17 protein-coding genes are annotated in these 20,001 nt (G+C 47.9%); 14 read left to right on the top strand and 3 right to left on the bottom strand.

Annotated elements, in window-relative coordinates:
* Window positions 1-99: 99 nt before the first annotated feature.
* Window positions 100-864 carry a hypothetical protein gene (locus SDE_RS04310; protein WP_049762581.1) on the bottom strand — a complete coding sequence of 255 codons (765 nt, stop codon included), beginning with the start codon at window positions 862-864 and terminating at the stop codon, window positions 100-102.
* Between the two features lie 237 nt (window positions 865-1,101).
* Here SDE_RS04310 and SDE_RS04305 point away from each other — a divergent pair, with 237 nt between their 5' ends.
* The 10 genes from SDE_RS04305 (at window position 1,102) to purD (ending at window position 12,387) form a co-directional block, all read left to right on the top strand.
* On the top strand, window positions 1,102-2,895 hold the full coding sequence (locus SDE_RS04305) for a protein-disulfide reductase DsbD family protein (RefSeq protein WP_011467297.1): 1,794 nt from the start codon (window positions 1,102-1,104) through the stop codon (window positions 2,893-2,895).
* 208 nt (window positions 2,896-3,103) lie between these two features.
* Complete coding sequence (gene aroQ / locus SDE_RS04300) at window positions 3,104-3,544, top strand: type II 3-dehydroquinate dehydratase (protein ID WP_011467296.1); 441 nt, start codon at window positions 3,104-3,106, stop codon at window positions 3,542-3,544.
* 58 nt (window positions 3,545-3,602) lie between these two features.
* The gene (accB, locus tag SDE_RS04295; RefSeq protein WP_011467295.1) at window positions 3,603-4,058 is read left to right on the top strand and encodes an acetyl-CoA carboxylase biotin carboxyl carrier protein; all 456 of its coding nucleotides are present in this window, start codon (window positions 3,603-3,605) and stop codon (window positions 4,056-4,058) included.
* 20 nt (window positions 4,059-4,078) lie between these two features.
* On the top strand, window positions 4,079-5,419 hold the full coding sequence (accC, locus tag SDE_RS04290; RefSeq protein WP_011467294.1) for an acetyl-CoA carboxylase biotin carboxylase subunit: 1,341 nt from the start codon (window positions 4,079-4,081) through the stop codon (window positions 5,417-5,419).
* 111 nt (window positions 5,420-5,530) lie between these two features.
* Window positions 5,531-6,409 (top strand): 50S ribosomal protein L11 methyltransferase, encoded by an 879-nt coding sequence (gene prmA, locus SDE_RS04285; protein WP_011467293.1) that lies wholly within the window; start codon window positions 5,531-5,533, stop codon window positions 6,407-6,409.
* 151 nt (window positions 6,410-6,560) lie between these two features.
* Entirely contained in the window at window positions 6,561-7,775 is a 1,215-nt protein-coding gene (locus SDE_RS04280; RefSeq protein ID WP_011467292.1) for a zinc-ribbon and DUF3426 domain-containing protein, read from the top strand.
* 179 nt (window positions 7,776-7,954) lie between these two features.
* Window positions 7,955-8,965 carry a tRNA dihydrouridine synthase DusB gene (gene dusB / locus SDE_RS04275; RefSeq protein WP_011467291.1) on the top strand — a complete coding sequence of 337 codons (1,011 nt, stop codon included), beginning with the start codon at window positions 7,955-7,957 and terminating at the stop codon, window positions 8,963-8,965.
* Window positions 8,962-9,279: a DNA-binding transcriptional regulator Fis gene (gene fis / locus SDE_RS04270; RefSeq protein WP_011467290.1), complete on the top strand. Its 318-nt coding sequence runs from the start codon at window positions 8,962-8,964 to the stop codon at window positions 9,277-9,279. The genes dusB and fis overlap by 4 nt, the downstream gene beginning before the upstream one ends.
* Window positions 9,280-9,419: 140 nt before the next feature.
* Window positions 9,420-11,000 (top strand): bifunctional phosphoribosylaminoimidazolecarboxamide formyltransferase/IMP cyclohydrolase, encoded by a 1,581-nt coding sequence (gene purH, locus SDE_RS04265; RefSeq protein ID WP_011467289.1) that lies wholly within the window; start codon window positions 9,420-9,422, stop codon window positions 10,998-11,000.
* 94 nt (window positions 11,001-11,094) lie between these two features.
* Window positions 11,095-12,387 (top strand): phosphoribosylamine--glycine ligase, encoded by a 1,293-nt coding sequence (purD, locus tag SDE_RS04260; protein ID WP_011467288.1) that lies wholly within the window; start codon window positions 11,095-11,097, stop codon window positions 12,385-12,387.
* A 200-nt stretch (window positions 12,388-12,587) separates the two neighbouring features.
* On the opposite strand, the gene SDE_RS04255 is transcribed toward purD, so the two are convergent.
* Complete coding sequence (locus tag SDE_RS04255) at window positions 12,588-13,310, bottom strand: FadR/GntR family transcriptional regulator (RefSeq protein WP_011467287.1); 723 nt, start codon at window positions 13,308-13,310, stop codon at window positions 12,588-12,590.
* A 489-nt stretch (window positions 13,311-13,799) separates the two neighbouring features.
* Here SDE_RS04255 and SDE_RS04250 point away from each other — a divergent pair, with 489 nt between their 5' ends.
* Window positions 13,800-15,173, top strand: coding sequence for an ADP-ribosylglycohydrolase family protein (locus tag SDE_RS04250; protein WP_011467286.1), 1,374 nt, complete (start codon window positions 13,800-13,802; stop codon window positions 15,171-15,173).
* 218 nt (window positions 15,174-15,391) lie between these two features.
* Window positions 15,392-16,549 carry a helix-turn-helix domain-containing protein gene (locus tag SDE_RS04245; protein WP_041324204.1) on the top strand — a complete coding sequence of 386 codons (1,158 nt, stop codon included), beginning with the start codon at window positions 15,392-15,394 and terminating at the stop codon, window positions 16,547-16,549.
* Window positions 16,550-16,749: 200 nt separating this feature from the next.
* On the opposite strand, the gene SDE_RS04240 is transcribed toward SDE_RS04245, so the two are convergent.
* Entirely contained in the window at window positions 16,750-18,075 is a 1,326-nt protein-coding gene (locus tag SDE_RS04240) for a glycerophosphodiester phosphodiesterase family protein (protein WP_011467284.1), read from the bottom strand.
* Between the two features lie 486 nt (window positions 18,076-18,561).
* On the opposite strand from SDE_RS04240, the gene SDE_RS04235 reads away from it, so the two are divergent.
* Together SDE_RS04235 and SDE_RS21150 are read left to right on the top strand one after the other, a co-directional pair.
* Entirely contained in the window at window positions 18,562-19,134 is a 573-nt protein-coding gene (locus tag SDE_RS04235) for a glutathione S-transferase family protein (protein ID WP_011467283.1), read from the top strand.
* Window positions 19,127-19,945 (top strand): RNA polymerase sigma factor, encoded by an 819-nt coding sequence (locus SDE_RS21150; protein WP_011467282.1) that lies wholly within the window; start codon window positions 19,127-19,129, stop codon window positions 19,943-19,945. The genes SDE_RS04235 and SDE_RS21150 overlap by 8 nt, the downstream gene beginning before the upstream one ends.
* Window positions 19,946-20,001 lie beyond the last annotated feature (56 nt).

Below are 20,001 nucleotides of genomic sequence, written 5' to 3'. Positions count from 1 at the left end.
CCGCGCAACCAACGCGGCACTTACCCTTAAGTATAGTCAGGCGAATCCTGTTCGCCGTTTTAAACACCGCCGCGGCCACGCTTAATGGTAAAAAGCTAATTATAGTGGTGGCAGCAACACAATTTTAGGGGCGCTTGCAACACGAATATCACCGCGTACGCGGTAGCCCTGGGTGGCATTGTTCATTTGTTGATAAATCCAGCGGCCTTCGGCATCGCTGCGGGCGTAGATCATCACACTCTCGCCAGATTCTTTCACCCGAGCGGCAATACGAGCCAAGTAGCTCGCCACCGCAGGGGATTTTTTACTAAGCGCCAAGCCAGGCAAGCTAAATTCCGTGCGCTCTGCGGGTGGCTCCTGGGCCAACACCACCTGCTCTTGCTGCTTGCGCTGCTGCTTGGCTTTGGCGATTGTTTGCTGCAGCTCCATCAATAGCGGGTTGGCAGGAAAGTAGAGCTGCGCTTGATTTAAATAACCCTGTGCGCCGGCGTAATCGCCGCTGGCAATCGCGTTGCGCGCCCACTCCGCATAGCTAATTAATATGGCCTGCACACCTGCTCGCGCACTCGAATTTGCGGGGTCTAGCGCCAGTACAGACTGAAATTGGTCGTAGGCGTTATCGTGGCTAGGCGTGGTTAGCTTATCGTCCCTAAATGCTTGCTGAGCAGAAGCCAATAGCTCGTCTATGACGCGCTCTTTGGCACTTTTAGCTTTCGCGGCACTCGCTACTGGCTTTGAGATTTGCGCGGCCGCAGCAACTGGCTGCTCGCTGGGCTTTACCTGCTGACTGCCACACGCGGTTAAAAACGCGAAAACAACCGCCAAATTCGCGACACGAATCACACGAACATCAAGCACGTTCAAGCTTATCCCCCTTATACTCTAATAATAATGGAATTAGACATTACCCTACTGGCCAAAAAATGGCCTAGATAGACGTAACAAAACACATAGCGGTAGGCCTTTTGGTGAATAGCACCAATCTACAACACTAAGTTACACTAGCCCGCTAAGACACCAAACGCGAAAGCTGCCAAACAGCGTGGAACCTCTTCGACCACAGCGGCTCAAAAGCTTTCCATTAAATGAACGATTTCGGCAATGAATATAATGACATTAAAGCTTTTGTACCGCTATGTGTGCGCCATTTTTGTTAGCGTATTACTACTTTCTGCTGCCAGCACTCAGGCTCAAGGCTTTTTGTCCTCTGTGGACGACGGCTTTTTAAAGGTTTACGACGCCTACCAAGTGCAACCGCAAACCAGACAAACCGACACAACCACTGCCCTTAACCTCGAATGGAAAGCTGCCGACGGTTACTATTTATACCAACACCAATTTAAAGCCGTGGCCCGCAATGCAACCGAAGGCTACAAGCTCGCCCTGCAAATCGAACCGGGCATAATGAAATACGATGAGTATTTAGAGAAAGAGCTAGAGGTTTTTTACAACAGAGCATTTATGCAGGCTGAATTCCCCAATTTAGCCCCCCCTTACGAGCTAATGATCACCTCTCAGGGCTGCGCCGATGCGGGTTTGTGCTACCCCCCTTATAAACATTATTTTATGGTAGAGGCCGACGGCACCATACTGCCAATGGAAGCCGCAAGCTTTAGCGATGCAACCCTCACCACACTTACTCTGCCCGAATCAGCTGAAGCCACACTGGCGCCAAAGCACGCAGAAGCCGCGCCGTTTTTACCCCTTGTTATGTTAAGCGCAATTTTAGGCGGTTTAATCCTAAACCTTATGCCCTGCGTATTTCCTGTGCTTTCATTAAAAGCGCTTAGCTTTGCCTCCTCCCATGTCACGCCTCATAAACAACACGCGCACGGCTGGGCTTATACCCTAGGGGCAGTTCTGTCATTTGTAGGCTTCGCAGTAATAATGCTCGTCGCTCGCGAAGCGGGTGAGCAGCTTGGTTGGGGGTTTCAACTCACAAACCCCGTATTCGTTGCCTTTATGGTTTACCTGTTCTTTTTTATGGGCTTGGTTTTATCGGGCTTTGTAGAGTTGGGTGGCGGCTGGATGGGTATGGGCCAAAACCTTACCTCTGGCGAAGGCATTAAATCGTCGTTTTTTACCGGTGTACTCGCCGCCGTTGTAGCAAGCCCATGCTCTGGCCCTTTTATGGCCACAGCTTTAGGTATTGCCATTACCCAGCACGCAGCAATAGCCATCATTATTTTCGCCTGCTTAGGCTTTGGTATGGCACTGCCATTCTTGCTATTAAGCTACAACCCCAAACTGACCAACCGCTTGCCCGCTCCGGGCGTATGGATGGATACCCTCAAACAATTTTTCGCCTTCCCGCTTTATTTAACCGGCGTATGGTTGCTGTGGGTGCTTGGCCACCAAGTAAACAGCGATGCCGCCGCCGCACTGGTAATGGGCGCCGTACTCATCGCTTTTAGCTTTTGGCTATTTAAGCAAACCACCCAAAGTAAAACATGGAATGTCATAAGACTGGCTACGGCAATTGCAAGTCTAGTTATTGCACTGGGCATTGCGATAGCAGCCAAGTGGTTTGCCGCACCCACACAATACGAATGGGAACCCTACTCTGCACGCGACTTAGCCGCATATAGAAAAGAAGGCACCCCTGTATTTGTAGATTTAACGGCCGACTGGTGCACTACCTGCAAAGTAAACGAATTTGTGGCGCTAAATACCGAAGAGGTACAGAACAAGGCAGAAGAATTAGGTATAGTGATGATGCAAGGTGATTGGACCAATGGCGAAGAGGCAATCACCCAATACTTAGAGCAGTTTGGTCGCAACAGCGTACCGCTGTATTTAATGTACCCCGCCACGCCAGATACGCCGCCTGTAGTACTACCTCAGTTCCTATCCAAATCGCTCGTTTTAGAAGCCATGCAGAAGGCAGTGCCTTAAACTTCGGCAAAATTAAGCAAACTGCAGAGAAATCCCGCTAAATTGTTAGCGGGTCATAGACATAGCCATTCATTTTAGGCACAATCCCGACCCATTGGTGGCCATTGCTGAAAACAGCCGGTGGCCACCCAACTCAGGCTATGCAGTCATTGAGCATTCACTCAAGGCTCGCTAATCCTAACAGTTTCAACACGGGCAGGAAAAAGCGATGGCAACCATTCTGGTATTACACGGCCCCAACCTCAACCTACTGGGCACCCGCGAGCCAGAAATATACGGCGCCACCACGCTGGCTGACATCAATAGCACGTTAACTGAAATGTGCATCGCCAAAGGTCACCACCTCCAAGCCCTACAAAGCAACGCCGAATACGAGCTAATTAACCGTATTCACGATGCCAAGGGTGAAGGTATTAATTTTATTATTATCAACCCAGCTGCCTTTACCCACACCAGTGTTGCGCTGCGCGACGCACTTGCCGCGGTGGATATTCCATTTATCGAATGCCACCTTTCCAATGTGCATACTCGCGAAGCATTCCGGCATCATTCTTATTTTTCTGACTTGGCACAAGGCGTTATTTGTGGCTTTGGTGCTCAAAGTTACGAGCTAGCCCTACAGGCGGCTTTTGCCAAGCTAGACAGTTAATAAACAAACGAACAATCAACCAACTACATTAGTTAGCGCTTGCAAACGAGAGGGTTTAATGGACATTCGCAAAATCAAAAAATTAATAGAGCTGCTCGAGGAATCCAACGTAGAAGAATTGGAGATCCGTGAAGGCGAAGAATCAGTACGCATCAGCCGCGGTTCACGCACTGTGGTACAAGCTGCAGCGGCAGTACAACCTGCACCAGTTGCTGCTGCACCCGTTGCCGCCGCTCCAGCGGCTGCACCAGCAGAACCTGCTGCCGCACCGGCTAGCTCTGGCCACGAAGTTAAATCGCCAATGGTAGGCACCTACTACAGCTGCCCAAGCCCTGGCGCCGCACCATTCGTAACCGTTGGCCAAAGCGTTAAAGAAGGTGACGTTATCTGCATTATCGAAGCCATGAAGATGATGAACCAAATAGAAGCGGACAAGTCCGGCACCATTGAAGCCGTTCTAGTAAAAGATGGCGAGCCTGTCGAATTCGATCAACCACTCGTAACCATCGTATAACCGACTCGGGAATATAACTTATGTTCGATAAAGTCCTTATCGCAAACCGCGGCGAAATTGCGCTGCGTATTCTGCGTGCATGTAAGGAGCTGGATATAAAAACCGTGGCGGTATACTCCAAAGCCGACCGCGACCTGAAGCACGTGCGCCTTGCCGATGAATCTGTATGCATTGGCCCACACCCTTCTACCGCCAGCTACTTAAACATCCCCGCTATTATTGCGGCCATGGAAATCACCGATTCTGTTGCCGTGCACCCAGGCTATGGTTTTCTAGCTGAAAACGCCGACTTTGCAGAGCAAGTGCAAAAAAGTGGTTTTACGTTTATAGGGCCAGACCCAGACGTAATTCGCATGATGGGCGACAAAGTGTGCGCAATTGAAGCCATGAAAAAAGCAGGCGTACCAACTGTACCCGGCTCTGGGGGCGCCCTGCCCGACGACCGCGAAGAATGCATTCGCATTGGCAACCGCATTGGCTTCCCTGTAATTATTAAAGCTGCTGCCGGTGGCGGTGGTCGCGGTATGCGTGTTGTACACACCGAATCCGCACTTTGGAACTCCATCCAGCTAACCAAAGCAGAAGCGGGCGCAGCCTTTGGCGACGACACCGTATACATGGAGAAATACCTGCAAAACCCACGTCACGTGGAAGTTCAGGTAATGTCCGATGGCCAAGGCAACGCCGTGCACTTTTTTGACCGCGACTGCTCACTGCAACGTCGCCACCAAAAAGTATTGGAAGAAGCTCCAGCGCCTGGCATAGATATGGCCATCCGCGAAGAAGTTTACGCAGCATGCGTTAAAGCCTGTATCGAAATTGGCTATCGCGGTGCCGGTACATTTGAATTCCTTTACGAAGACGGCAACTTCTATTTCATTGAAATGAACACCCGTATTCAGGTTGAACACCCTGTAACAGAAATGATTACTGGTTTCGACCTTATTAAAGAGCAAATTCGCGTGTGCGCAGGCCACAAATTAAGCGTAACCCAAGCGGACATTAAGCTTAACGGTCACGCATTTGAGTGCCGCATTAACGCTGAAGACCCAAAAACCTTTATGCCTTGCCCAGGTAAAGTGGAAAAATTCCACGCGCCAGGCGGCTTGGGTGTACGTGTAGATTCTCACCTTTACGGTGGCTACAGCGTACCGCCTTACTACGATTCAATGATTGCCAAAATCATTACCCACGGCGAAACCCGTGATATTGCACTGCGTCGTATGCGTGTTGCCTTAGATGAGCTCGTGGTAGGTGGAATTAAAACCAACACAGACCTGCAAAAAGACTTGGTCCGTGACAGTGAGTTCGCCAAAGGCGGTGTAAACATTCACTACTTAGAGAAAAAGCTTGGGCTGTAACACTTAAAGTTAACACCAAGCCACACCACAAAGCGGAGCCTGCGGGCTTCTGCTCCAGCCGCAAGCCTGCTAACGCACCTTGCGGCTTATTTTATTCAGAGAACCCAATTTATGCCTTGGTTGCAACTTCGCATTAATGTCACCCCAGAACAGGCACCCGCCGTAGAATCCGCAGCGCTTGCCGCTGGCGCACAGGCCGTAACACTTGAAGATAACGCAGACCAACCTATCTTTGAGCCTGCCTTAGGCGAAACACCATTGTGGAGCGACACCCGCATTACCGCGCTGTTCGAAGCAGACATTAGCACCGATGAAACCTGGCAAAAAGTACAAAACCACTACGGTGAAGAGCTACCCCACCACCACTGGCATGTACTAGAAGATAAAGACTGGGAGCGCGAGTGGATAAAGAATTATCACCCCATTCAATGTGGGCCGCACTTTTGGATTTGCCCGAGCTGGCTTTCGCCCCCCGACCCCAACGCGATTAACTTACTGCTCGACCCGGGCCTAGCGTTTGGCACAGGCACCCACCCCACAACATTTATGTGTTTAGAGTGGCTGGCGCAACAAGATGTGAAAAACCTAGAGCTTATCGATTACGGTTGCGGCTCTGGTATATTAGGTATTGCCGGCCTGCTTATGGGCGCAAACAGCGCCGTGGGTGTAGATATAGACCCGCAAGCACTATTGGCCACCCAAGAAAACGCCGTGCGCAACGGATTAGCCAAAGAAGCTTTCCCAGTATTTATGCCACAGCGCGCACCGAAAGAGCCGGTAGACATGGTATTGGCAAATATTCTTGCCGGCCCCCTCGTAGAGCTTGCCCCCGCACTTATAGCACTGGTTAAAAGTGGCGGTAAAATCTGCTTATCTGGCGTACTTGGCACCCAGCGCACCAGCATTATTAGCGCCTATGAACACGCGATTGAGTTCACAGAAGTGCGCGAAAAAGACGAGTGGATCTGTTTAGCAGGTATAAAAAAATAGCGTCGTTATTTCAACAATTGTGCGCAGCCCCTATACTTGGCATTGGCACTCGGAATAACATTAGCGCCCATTACATTTAGAGCGGCAACAAAAAATTAAGATGAGCACACAAGGAACCACCACCATTACAGCTAAAAAGGACTGTTAAGGCATGTCTGACGCGATTACGCGCTGCCCAAAATGCACAACCTCCTTTCGCATCACCGAAGCCCACTTAAAGTCGGCAAAAGGTGCGGTGCGCTGTGGCTCATGCTTAAATATTTTTAACGCGAAAGAAAACCTTATCTCTCAACCCAAGCCCGAACCTAAACCCGCGGCACCCGTTGATGATGAAGATGATATCTTGATAAGCGACGACATGGGCGTCGAGGACGAAATTACAGACGAATCTCAAAGCGAATTTGAAGATACCTTCTTTTTCGCCAAGTCTGCCGGCCAGCACGAAACCAACCTCTTCGAGCGCGAACTAGCTCAAGATGAAAACGATCAAGAAAGCTCCGATGACGAAAGCTGGGCACTAAACCTCTTAGACGACACCCACCCCAGCAGCGATTCAAATAACGAAAGCGACAACTACGTACTTCGCAAGGGCCCGACCAACGAGCGCGACTTCGGCGACGAAAATAAGCCGTCGAACAGCACGCCCAAAGAGCAGCCGCCAGCACGCACATCGCCCTTTCAAATAATTGAAGAAGACGAGCCACCGGCGAAACGTAAGCCCACGTTTACCATCGATCTCGACGAAGATGAGGATGCAGCGGCCAATCACTACGCGCAAACTGCGCATTACGACGACCTAGATGACGAAGATAACGATGCGGGTAACTATCAGTTTATCCACTCGATAGAACCCGAGCCCGTTGAATTCTCCTATAAAACTAGCCGCAACTGGAGCCAATCCAAACTGCTTTGGCTACCGCTTATAGCGCTGGCAAGCTGCGCGCTAGTAGCACAAATAGCTTGGTACAAGTTTGACGAACTAAGCACTGTGCAACCCTACAGAGATATGTACGGCCAAGCCTGTTCGGTAATTGGCTGCTCGCTGCCGCCATTGGTGGACCGAAGCAAAATAAAGGCCACCAACTTAGTGGTGCGCTCGCACCCCGAGGCCGCAGGCGCCTTACTAGTAGATGCCATTATTCAAAACAACGCCAACTTCCAGCAATCATTCCCCTCGCTGGACTTAGTATTTACCGACTTACAAAACAACCCGGTTGCTGCGCGACGCATTTCTGCCAAAGAATACCTTGGCGGCGAACTCACCGGAAAAACCCAGATGCCAGTTAGGCAACCGGTTCACATCGCCATAGAAATAGCCGATCCAGGTGAAGAGGCAGTGAGTTATTTCATAACCATCCCAGATTAATTGCAAAAATAGCTACTTTTTTAACCAATCTGCTCAAATTCTAAGTTCCCTTCCTTTGCAACAACGGGTATCATAGCCACCCTTTTTCGGGACGACCCTAACCGTGTAGGAGCACCTAGCCGCACACAACTTGGGGCGTCTCAAGTAGCCATAACAAGCCATCCTTTGGGGGGAATCGTTTGTTTTCTATCGGACCTTTTGCCGTGCGCAGTCGAGTATTGCTGGCGCCAATGGCGGGAGTGACTGACTTACCCTTTAGGCAAATCTGTCGCCACTACGGCGTAGGGCTAGCCACATCGGAAATGGTTACTAGCGACACTCGACTCTGGCAGTCAGATAAAAGCCGCTTACGCCTTACATACAGTGCCGAACTTGCACCTGTAAGCGTTCAAATAGCGGGTAGCGAACCTGACATGATGGCCCAAGCAGCGATTGAGTGCGTAAAACTGGGCGCCCAGATAGTTGATATCAATATGGGTTGCCCAGCAAAAAAAGTGTGTAAAAAACTGGCAGGTTCGGCACTACTGCAAGACGAAAAGCGTGTTGCCGAAATACTTACCGCCGTGGTTAACGCTGTAGATGTACCGGTTACCCTTAAAACCCGAACAGGGTGGTCACCAGAAAACAGAAACGGCGTAACCATCGCCCGCATGGCCGAAAATATAGGTATAGCCGCGCTCACCGTACACGGTAGAACGCGAGAATGCCGATTCAAGGGCCAAGCGGAGTACGACACACTCGCAGACATTGTTCAAAACGTATCGATCCCGGTTATTGCAAACGGAGATATCGACTCGACTGACAAAGCCAAGCATGTGCTCGACTACACCGGCGCCCAAGCGGTAATGGTAGGTCGCGCTGCTTTGGGCAACCCATGGTTGTTACAGTCTATTGCGCACACCCTTGAAGGTGGCAATACAGAGTCCGTCGAGAAAAAGGCACCCTCGTGGATAGAACTAAACGAGGTAATAACTGCCCATTTAGGGGAGTTACACAAGTTCTACGGTGAATATCAAGGCGTGCGCATTGCGCGAAAACACTTGTCTTGGTACGCACAAACCCTAGCCTCTCTAGGGGCTGGGAATTTCGACACGCGACACTTTAACGCGCTAGAAACACCACAGACGCAATTCGAGGCCCTTCGCGCTTATTTTGAGGGGCCAAATTCATACGAGGAAAAAGCAGCATGAACACAGCGGACACGCTAATGACAGAACGAGCCAACCCTTTCAGCGCACCTGCTCAACCTGCCGAGGAAAGCACTCAATTGCCACAAGGACAATCCTTGCGTGATTGTGTAGAGAAATCCGTTAACAATTACTTCCAGCACCTAGACGGCCAGGATGTTTCCGACGTATACGAAATGGTACTCGCGGAAGTAGAAGCCCCCATGCTAGAAGTTGTAATGAAATACACTCGCCACAATCAAACCAAAGCCGCGCAGGTATTAGGCTTGAACCGCGGCACGCTGCGTAAAAAATTAAAGCAATACGGGCTACTGTAAGCGAGATACCTCTCTCGCCACCAAGCCACTAAAGGGAACTTAATCGTTCCCTTTGTTGTTTTAACACCTTTTAATTCGCAGGCTGCCAAAGCCGTTAAACACTGAATTAACTCACTAGTTTAAGTACAGGATTCTCAACCATGCCCAATGTTGCAGATTATGTTCAAGTTAAACGCGCTCTTATTAGCGTTTCGGACAAAACTGGCATTATCGAATTTGCCCAAGCGCTAGCGCGCCAAGGTGTAGAAATTTTTTCCACCGGTGGAACCTTCCGCTTGCTAAGCGAAAACAACATCGCGGCAACAGAAATTTCAGACTATACCGGCTTCCCAGAAATGATGAGTGGACGTGTAAAAACCTTACACCCCAAAGTCCACGGTGGCATTTTAGGGCGCAGAGGCATAGACGACGAAGTAATGCAGGAACACGGCATTAAGCCAATCGACATGGTTGTTGTTAATCTTTACCCGTTTGAAAAAACCGTTGCCCAACCAGACTGCGAATTAGTAGATGCCATCGAAAATATCGACATCGGCGGCCCAACCATGGTTCGCGCAGCGGCTAAAAACCACAATCACGTAGCGATAGTTGTAAACAGCCACAGTTACGCTTCTGTGCTTACAGAAATGGAAATGAACAACGGTGCACTATCGCTAGCTACACGTTTCGACTTATGTGTACAAGCTTACGAACATACAGCCGCGTACGATGGCGCAATTGCCAACTACTTAGGCGCTAAAGTTGAAAAAGCGGAAGACAAATTCCCGCGCACCTTTAACACCCAGTTTGTTAAAGCCCAAACTATGCGCTACGGCGAAAACCCGCACCAACAAGCGGCTTTTTATGTAGAAAAGAATTCTCGCGAAGCAAGCATTTCAACGGCTATTCAATTGCAAGGAAAAGAGCTTTCGTTTAACAACGTTGCCGATACCGATGCCGCATTAGAAACCGTTAAATTGTTTAGCGAGCCTGCATGTGTAATTGTAAAACACGCCAACCCTTGCGGCGTAGCGCAAGCAGATAACTTGTTAGATGCTTATCAAAAAGCGTTTGAAACAGACCCAGAATCTGCATTTGGCGGCATCATTGCTTTTAACCGCGAGCTAGATGCAAAAACTGCAGAAGCTATTGTAGAAAAGCAATTCGTAGAAGTTATTATCGCGCCCTCTGTTTCTCAAGCAGCTTCCGATATTGTTAGCGCTAAGAAAAATGTCCGTCTACTTTCTTGCGGCCAATGGTCTGCAGCTAGCGAACACGCATTTGACTACAAGCGCGTTAACGGTGGCCTACTGGTACAAGATCGCGACAACGGCATGATTGAAACAGCCGACTTAAAAGTTGTTACCAAACGCCAGCCTACTGAAGACGAAATACGCGATTTATTATTCGCTTGGAAAGTGGCAAAAATGGTTAAGTCCAACGCAATTGTTTACGGCAAAGACAGCCGTACCATTGGTGTAGGCGCTGGCCAAATGAGTCGCGTTAACTCTGCCCGTATTGCCGCAATCAAAGCCGAGCACGCAGGCTTAGAAGTTAAAGGCTCGGTAATGGCATCAGACGCGTTCTTCCCGTTCCGCGACGGCATAGATAACGCAGCAGCCGTTGGTATTGCTGCCGTTATTCAACCTGGTGGCTCTATGCGCGATGAAGAAACCATCGCAGCTGCCGACGAGCACGGCATGGCCATGGTGTTTACCGGTATGCGCCACTTCCGTCACTAAGTTACGGCCTATAGCCCGCAAGTAATTCACTTACTTGCGGGTTTTTACATCTCGCCCCTTGTATTTAACAAATGTAAAAGCAAAAGACTCTAATATGAATATTTTAATTATTGGTAGTGGTGGGCGCGAACACGCGCTTGCATGGAAAGCCGCACAAAACCCAACCGTGGCTAAAGTGTTTGTTGCCCCAGGTAACGCGGGTACGGCAACCGAACCTAAAATGGAAAACATCGCTATCGATGTTTTAGAATTTGATAAACAAATAGCTTTTGCTAAAGAAAACAATATCGCGCTCACAATTATCGGCCCAGAAGCGCCTTTAGTTGAAGGCGTTGTAAACCGATTTACTGCAGAAGGCTTAGCATGCTTTGGGCCATCGCAAGGTGCAGCTCAACTAGAAGGCTCTAAAGCGTTCACTAAAGACTTTCTCGCTCGCCACAATATACCCACCGGCGCCTACCAAAGCTTTACCGAAGTAGAACCCGCCTTAGCCTACCTAAAAGAAATGGGTGCCCCCATTGTTGTAAAAGCCGACGGCTTAGCTGCAGGTAAAGGTGTAATAGTTGCCGAAGATTTAGCAACCGCCGAAGAAGCAGTAAAAGATATGCTTTCTGGCAACGCTTTTGGCGATGCAGGTTGTCGCGTGGTAATCGAAGAGTTTTTAACCGGTGAAGAAGCAAGCTTTATTGTAATTGCCGACGGCGAAAATGTTTTACCTATGGCCACCAGTCAAGATCACAAACGCGCTGGCGACGGCGACACCGGCCTAAACACTGGCGGCATGGGCGCATACTCACCAGCACCCGTGGTTACCGATGAAGTATACAAGCGCGTAATGGATGAAGTTATTATGCCAACCATTCGCGGCATGGCCGCCGAAGGCAATGACTACACCGGCTTTTTATACGCGGGCTTAATGATTGCGGCAGACGGCACACCAAAAGTTATTGAGTACAACTGCCGATTTGGCGACCCAGAAACGCAACCTATTATGATGCGTTTGCAATCAGACCTTGTGGAACTTTGCCAAGCAGCACTGGATAAAAAACTTGCAGAAAAAACTACCGAGTGGGACCCGCGCCCAGCCGTTGGTGTAGTACTTGCTGCAGGCGGCTACCCAGGTAGCTACCCTAAAGGGGATGTTATTTCTGGCTTAGACGTTGCCGATACCGACACAGCTAAAGTTTTCCACGCCGGTACAACACTAAAAGATGGCCAAGTAGTAACTAACGGCGGCCGTGTATTATGCGCAACAGCACTAGGCAACAGCGTGACCGAAGCGCAAGCTGCCGCCTACGAACAAGCCAAGAAAATAAGCTGGAAAGACGTATATATGCGCAACGATATCGCCTACCGCGCCATTGCAAGAGAACAAGACGCAAAATAAAGGCAAATATAAAGAGCAATATAAATAGGCTTAATTACTAAGTATTTATTGCTCCCACACAGTTTATAGCCCCACAATAAAAAGCCCCACTGGTATGAACCTAGCGGGGCTTTTTTTGTTTTTTCGGTTTTATTTATTCTCGGTTTTATTTGTAATGGCTATGCTTACATCAGTACTCACACCACCACTCTCACCAGCAATTACATCTCTTCGCCGCTGTTAGCCAGCTCTTGCTCGATAAAACCCAATGCCTCTTCAATTAAAGCCAGCATCGCACTTTTTGCAGCAACCGGGTCGCGGCTTTCAATGGCGTTATACACTTTTGCGTGATCGGCAATTACCGCATCGGGATTGCCTTTAATTACGTTTGTATGGCGAATACTTACGCTAAGCGCAGTGCGAATAAAATCGCGCATGCGAATATAAAAACGGTTTTCACTGGTGTACAAAATACTAATATGAAAATCGATATCCGCCTGCAATGCCTCATCGGTATCGGCTTTGGCATTGCGCATTCTTTCCAACGCATCACCAACAGCTTTAATACGCTCTGGCCGCGCAAATTGGGCACCTAGGGCAGCAGCTTCTGGTTCTATTGCAATGCGCATTTGCAAAAACTCGCGCAGTACGCGCATAGAGGGGTTACCCTCTAACGACCAGCGCAGTAAATCGGAATCAAATATGTTCCAGTCTTCCTGCGGCATAACCCGTATACCTTGGCGCGGCTTACTCGAAATAAGCCCTTTGGCAGAAAGCATTTTTACCGCTTCGCGCACCGCTGTGCGGCTAACACCAAATCTTTCACACAGCTCTGCCTCGGTGGGCAGGCTATCGTTTGGGCCAAATTCACCACACACTATCGACTTTCCCAACTCGTGGGTCATGCGGTGGGATAAATTAAAATTTCGTTCAAATACCGGCATTGTTTATACACGCTCTTGTTTTGGGTGAATCAGTCCATTCCCCGAATTATGGCTATATTTCGTCCTATAATAGCATGGTTGCGCGCACATCACGCAAACATTGCGCTAAATTCTACAGACGATTTCGCATAAATAACACTCTAACCCATTCATGCTATTAGCCTTTTTAGCGTATTGCAGCTCTTACACTAATGATTGCGCATATCAATCGATAGTTTATATGCAAACCAATGCTTACTATATGTGCCGCGCTACTTGGCGACCCTATAACGTAGGCTTACTTGTACCCACTTTTCATGAAAATAAAGCAACAAAGAGGCACAGATAAATAAATAGACGTACCTCTTTTACAAACATGCACCTAAATAGCAACCACTTCACCAACCCGCCACATTTTATTATCGCCAAGTGGGACGACATGTTTCACGCACAAGCATTAAATAGTTAAGACTAAATACTTATTACCCCTTATATAGATAGGTTATTGCTATGCCCCCACACAGCTTTATCACTAAGGCTCTGCCACACTTAATGCTGAGTTCTATTTTTTGCTTACTACTTAGTTCATGTTCTACTTTTCAACCACAAACAGAGCTTGTTATTTCGCGGAGCGAATACGCCAATAAACTGCACGGCTTTTGGCTTGGGCAGTGCATAGCAAATTGGACTGGGCTAGTAACGGAAATGGATAAAATAGGTGGCACTGGCCCGCACGGTGAATTTTATACCCGTGATGACTGGGGCAAGCCCGATCAGCCCAGCATATGGGGCCAAGGCATACCCAGTAACCTCTCCGCCACCATCGACTTTGTGTTCGAAAACCCAGAGGGTATTTGGGGCAGTGATGACGATACCGATATTGAGTATATTTATCAGCACCTCTTGGCCAAACATCAAACCACACGCCTAACACCGCAGCACATCCAGCAGGGCTGGCTTATCCATATATACGACGACAGCAATACACCGTTTGTTAATAACGAAAGCAAACCCGAGAATTTCCTGTGGGTATCCAACCAGCAAGCATTTGATTTAATGCGCAACAAAAATATGCTGCCGCCAGATACCAGCGCGCCAGAAAACAACCCTCACTACGCGATGATAGACGCTCAATTAACAACTGAAATTTTTGGCCTATACGCACCCGGCGCTCCGAACACCGCGCTTGCAATGGCGCACTTGCCTATTCGCACCACGGCACGCACAAACGCTGCATGGGCGGCGGAGTTTTATGTGGTGATGTATTCCCTCGCCGCCACGGTAAATACGCAGCAACCTATTGGCCCGCAGCTGCGAAACAACGCAGATATTGCACGCACTTATTTACCCGATTCATCTTACACCGCCAAAATGTACGACTATGTAAAGCAGCGCTACCAACAAGGGGCGAAGTGGGAAGCCGTGCGCGATGAGCTCTACCGGCGCTACCAAGTAGAGCAAGCAGATGACTACAACATTAGCAGCCAAAACCTGTACTGTAACGGCTGCTTTGCATCCGGTATAAACTTTGCCGCAAGTATTGTAAGCCTGCTTTATGGTGACGGCGACTTAAAGCAAACCATAAAAATTGCAACCTTAGCAGGATGGGATTCCGATAACCCCGCCGCAACGTGGGGTGGAATGCTTGGCTTTATATTGGGTAAAGATGGCGTAGAACAAGCCTTTAACCGCACCTTTTCGGAAGTGTTTAATATTCACCGCACCCGTGGCGGCTTTGCTAACCAAGGCTTAGACACGTTCACCCGCATGGCCGAAGAAGGCATTAGTATTGTAGATAGAGTGGTTACAGAAGAACTGCACGGTAAGATTGATTCAACCAACAACCTGTACCTTATTCCTCGCGCAAATATACAACAGCCTTAACACCAGTATTTGTATCTACCCCCTGCACTCTATACGCGCAATACACTGTTATTGCGCGTTCTCATCATTAACCACAAGCTCACCCGCACATCTGTAAAATAAGCAGCTGTATCGAACACATTGCACCAGCACGATATAAGTCGTAAAGACTATAAATAGCGCTTGTACAGCTAAGTTAACAAAAAAAATAAATAACCAAATATATAAAGAGAAGCAACGTGAAATCTGTATTGTTTAATACACATGATTTAGTGTTGGTAATTACTATTTACCAATGCCTTTTGTTCGCGCTCTTTTTAATTACCTTTAAAAAAGGTAGGCGCGTAAGCAACAATTTATTGGCGTTATTTCTATTAGCTCATGCGGCTATTTCACTGGATATTTTGGTGTGGTTTGGCGCAGCGTTTCATAGCTTTATAGAGCAGCACCTACCGAATGCGTTTTTCATTTTGCGTATTGGTCACTGGGCTGAGGCACCGTTATTACTATTTTATGTTCGCTCGTTAGTTTATAAAGGGCCTTTTTTCAAAAAAACCGACTACCTCTATTTTATTCCGTTTGCAATCGCACTTTTAGATTACATATTTAATTGGTTTATTCTCAGCCCAGAACTGAAAGACAACTTTCTTGCCAACTACTCACTATCCACCGAGTCGATTCAGTCGCGGCTAGTCTATCTATTTAGAGAGGTTTTTCGCACAGCATTGGGCGTAATGTGCCTAATCGAAATTCGTCGTTATCAAGCACATATAAAAAATGAATACGCAGACGTAGAAGACATAGACCTAAAATGGCTTAAGCTATTAGTGGTAGGTTTTTTAGGTTTGCGTATTAGCGCCGTTGTTGTGAGCCTTTCGTTAATATCTTTATATGAGTTTCATATTCCACTCAACACCGAGCTTATGGGACTAACGGGCAATTATGTCTTTTTACTGTTGTTAAGCCTGCTTATTTATTTTAGTTTAAATAGTACACAGGTCTTTAGCGGTATAGAAGCCAAACACGAAGAGCTTGCCAACGCACCGCCACCACCTACCACAAAAGAAATTGAAGAAATAACCCTATATATGGCAACCCAAAAGCCGTATTTAAATCACCGCTTGCGCCTAGAGACATTCGCAAAAGGTACAAGCCTGTCACCACGCCGAGTATCGTTTGTAATAAACCGCCATTTTGGTAAAAACTTCTTTGAGTTTATAAACAGCTACCGTATTCAAGAGAGTAAAAACCTACTAGCCGACCCCAGCAAAGCAGATCTCACCATGCTGGAAGTAATGGCCAAGGTAGGTTTCAATAGCAAAGCCACGTTTAACACGCTGTTTAAAAGCCTTGTTGGCCAAACCCCTAGCCAATTTCGACGCGAGCACAGCAAATAAAAGCCGTGTGATAAGAGGCCTGTGAAAAGAGCCCTGTAATAAAAAACCTAGTCGCCAAAGCGTAATCGCCGCAGTGCATATATAACACTTAGCAAACCAACTAAAACTCACTATGGCGACTATTAACATTCATTAGGAAAAATGCTCGCAACTTACTCCCTGTAATTGCGAGCAGCTATTCGATTTATGTAACCTTAGCCTTACAAATCCATACAGTTAGCGTAGTAGGTAGTCATTGCTGGCCAATCACTAAATACACCGATTACACCTACATCCTGAGCGAGTACATCTAGTACATCAACCATATCGCCTTCGTTATTTATTACACCTGGCTCTGGGTTAACGGGATTGGGGTTTAAGCCATTTACCGTTTGGAAGTACCAACCACCGCCATCAACCAACAAACCAGACCGCTCCATTGTCCAAGTAATAATATCTAAGCCCGCTTGTTTGGCCGAGTCTGCATATAAGCTTGGTACTATTTTTCCATTTTCTACTTCTAGTAGCATCCATGTTGGCGGTGCAATAATTTGCACACCTTCAGCGGCAAGTTCCGCCATAGATGGCTGCCAAGTTGCAGGGTCGCGGTGATCAAAGCTTGAGTCGTCGTAACGGCCATCTAAATATACCGCTTGGCGGCCAAAGCGCGGTTCGTTTGCCACCCAATATCTTACATCTTCTATATTAAAAGATTGTGCCCACACCTTGCGTGCAGGTACGCCCGCTTGCTTATATTCGTCTACCATTTTTTGCGCGTAATCCTGTTGTGAAAATCCATCAAAAGGCATTGCAACGCTGGCAGATTTTAGTTCGGGGGTCATTTTTACATTAAGCTTTTTAAATAGCTCAATACTTTCTTTATGGGTAAGCAAAGTACCACGGCTAGCGTATAAATCGGTGCGATAATTTGCAGTTGCATCTAAATACTCTTGCACATTGGTCGCTCTTGGGTTGGCCGCGTCCATTTTACCTTTTAGTGTTTTAAATTCTGCTACGGTTATATCACTTGTGCAGCAACGGGCACTTGCTGGGCGAACCATATTACCTGCTTCATCGTACTCCGCTGGGGTAAAAGGCGTAGAGCATTTGCTTGCCAATGGCGTTTCTAAAATATTGGTGGTTGTGTGCAAATCACACTGCGAGTGACGGCATACTAGTTCTTTATCTTGGGTGAAAGTAACGTCGCACTCTACAATACCGGCCCCCATCCGTGCAGCAGCTTCGTAAGATTCTTTAGTGTGCTCGGGGAATTGTAATGCCGCACCGCGATGACCAATAGAAAAGTCGCTTGCACGCAACGGTTTGTTTTCGCAACGCTGAAGCTTGCGTTTAAGCCAAGACTCATCCATATCATCAATTAAGAAATAAGGACGCGGACCAACTTGTACATTACTTGAGTGGTGCTTCCCCCAAGAGTGGTGATCGCGATGCTTGTGATCTTTACCACCAGCGAAACTCTGCGCGGCAAGAACTAACGCTACAGCAACACCACACGTGCTCAATATTTTGGAAGGGTTTATTATCATTACGTCTACTCCATTGGATGAATGGTTTAAAGAGACGTTCAACTTAGAACCAAACTGTTGCGTTTTTTTGCGGGTTTAGTGAAAAGAATATGACGCTGATAAAAAGTTAGACACAGATCTACATTGGCTTAGATAAACCACAAGTAATCAGCAAACTAATAAAGGAACAAGCGCGAAGGGAGAAAAAAAGGCGGCCACCTGCACCTATAGAAGGGTGACCACCTAAAAGCTGCGAAATCGGCAGCATTATTCAGAGCATAAATACGGTAACCAACCGACCTAAACTCACTGAGGAACAAAGAAACAACTACATCAAAACCAATACATACGGACAATTCGATTAAGTTGCTATTATATTACAATAAGATTTTATTGGTGGCAACACCTAATCCAGCATGCTGAATAGAATGACAGTAGCTAGCTTGGCCTTCCTTCTAGGCACTTACGTCTAACTAAGTACAAGCAACATAAACTTAGAGGCAAATTATGAACAATATCCAGATATTCGGCTTTCCCCGCAGTACTTACGTGCAAACCGTGCGTCTTGTAGCCCTTACCCTAAACCTTCCTATCACACTTGCCCCATTGGCGTTTCGCCAAGCTAGCCACGCTGAGCTGCACCCTTTTATGAAGATGCCTGCCATGAAGCACGGTAACATCACCTTGTTTGAGACTTTGGCCATTGCCACTTACCTGAACGAGCAAGTGCCCAGCCATGGCCTTATACCAGGTAAGCTAGAATATAAGTGCCATATGCTTAGTTGGGTGAGCGCTGCTATAGACTATTACTACCCGGCGCTGGTCACTGCAGCAGTAGAAAACACAGTTGATATGGACAAATGCGGCAACCTTTTGGGCATACTCGAAAAAACATTAAGCGTATCGCCCTACCTTGCAGGCCCAGAACTTAGTTTGGCAGATTTATTTATTCTGCCTATGGTTACGTTTATTGAGAAACAGGCCCCCTGTAATGGCGAACGCCCCTTCAAACACTTGGATAATTGGCTGGATACCCTCAAGGGTAAAGCAGGCTACATGGAGATATTGAACGATGAGTAACGCCCAAACAATCGCATCTGCGCAAGCGGGTGACCGAGCCGCCTTCAGCCAACTTATTGCAGAAAGTGCCACCCCTTTGCGAGCGGTTATTCGGCGCATGGTTGGTCACCCAGACGATACCGAAGAGCTCTACCAAGATACCCTGCTAAAAGCTTGGCAAAAAATAGCCAGCTATCGCGCAGATGCTTCGTTTAGTACATGGCTTTGCGCTATTGGCGCTCGTACAGCCCTCGACTTTTTACGGGCGCAAAAACCTTGGCGAGAACGCGCCCAAATAGCCTATGGCAATGAATGCGCAACCGACCCCGACCTAGGTGCAGAAGTGCTGGCGACGCTTTCGGAGCCGAGCTTTACCTTTGATGTACACGAACATATTGCTTATTGCTTTGCCTGCGTGGGCCGCTCACTACCCGCGGAGCAACAAGCGGCACTGGTATTGCGCGAAGTGCTCGAACTTTCTGCCAAGGAAGCAGCCGAGGCTCTTGCGCTCACAGAGTCCGTTTTCAAACATCACCTTAGCGCCGCCCGCAAAACAATGACAACAGCATTTGACAGCCTGTGCTCGCTGGTTAATAAAAACGGTGTGTGCTATCAATGTAAAGGCCTGCGCATGGCCAGCAGCAACAGCGCACACGAAAAAACAGACACCATCGATAATTTAGACGAGCGAATTAAACTCATTCGCACGGTGAATTTAGATAGTGGCGTTAGCAAAGTTATGCACGATTTATTTTGGCGACGAACAGCCGAATTTGAAGCAACCGGCCGCGGTAATTGCGAGCAACAATCCCACTGCGGACGAAAAAATTAATACAACTAGACGAATTCGTGTGTGAAGGTAGCGTTTATTTTTTCTCAAGCAGTAAG

The organism is Saccharophagus degradans 2-40 (assembly GCF_000013665.1).
In the GTDB taxonomy this organism is placed as follows: Bacteria; Pseudomonadota; Gammaproteobacteria; order Pseudomonadales; family Cellvibrionaceae; genus Saccharophagus; species Saccharophagus degradans.
This window is presented reverse-complemented; position numbering and strand designations above follow the sequence as displayed.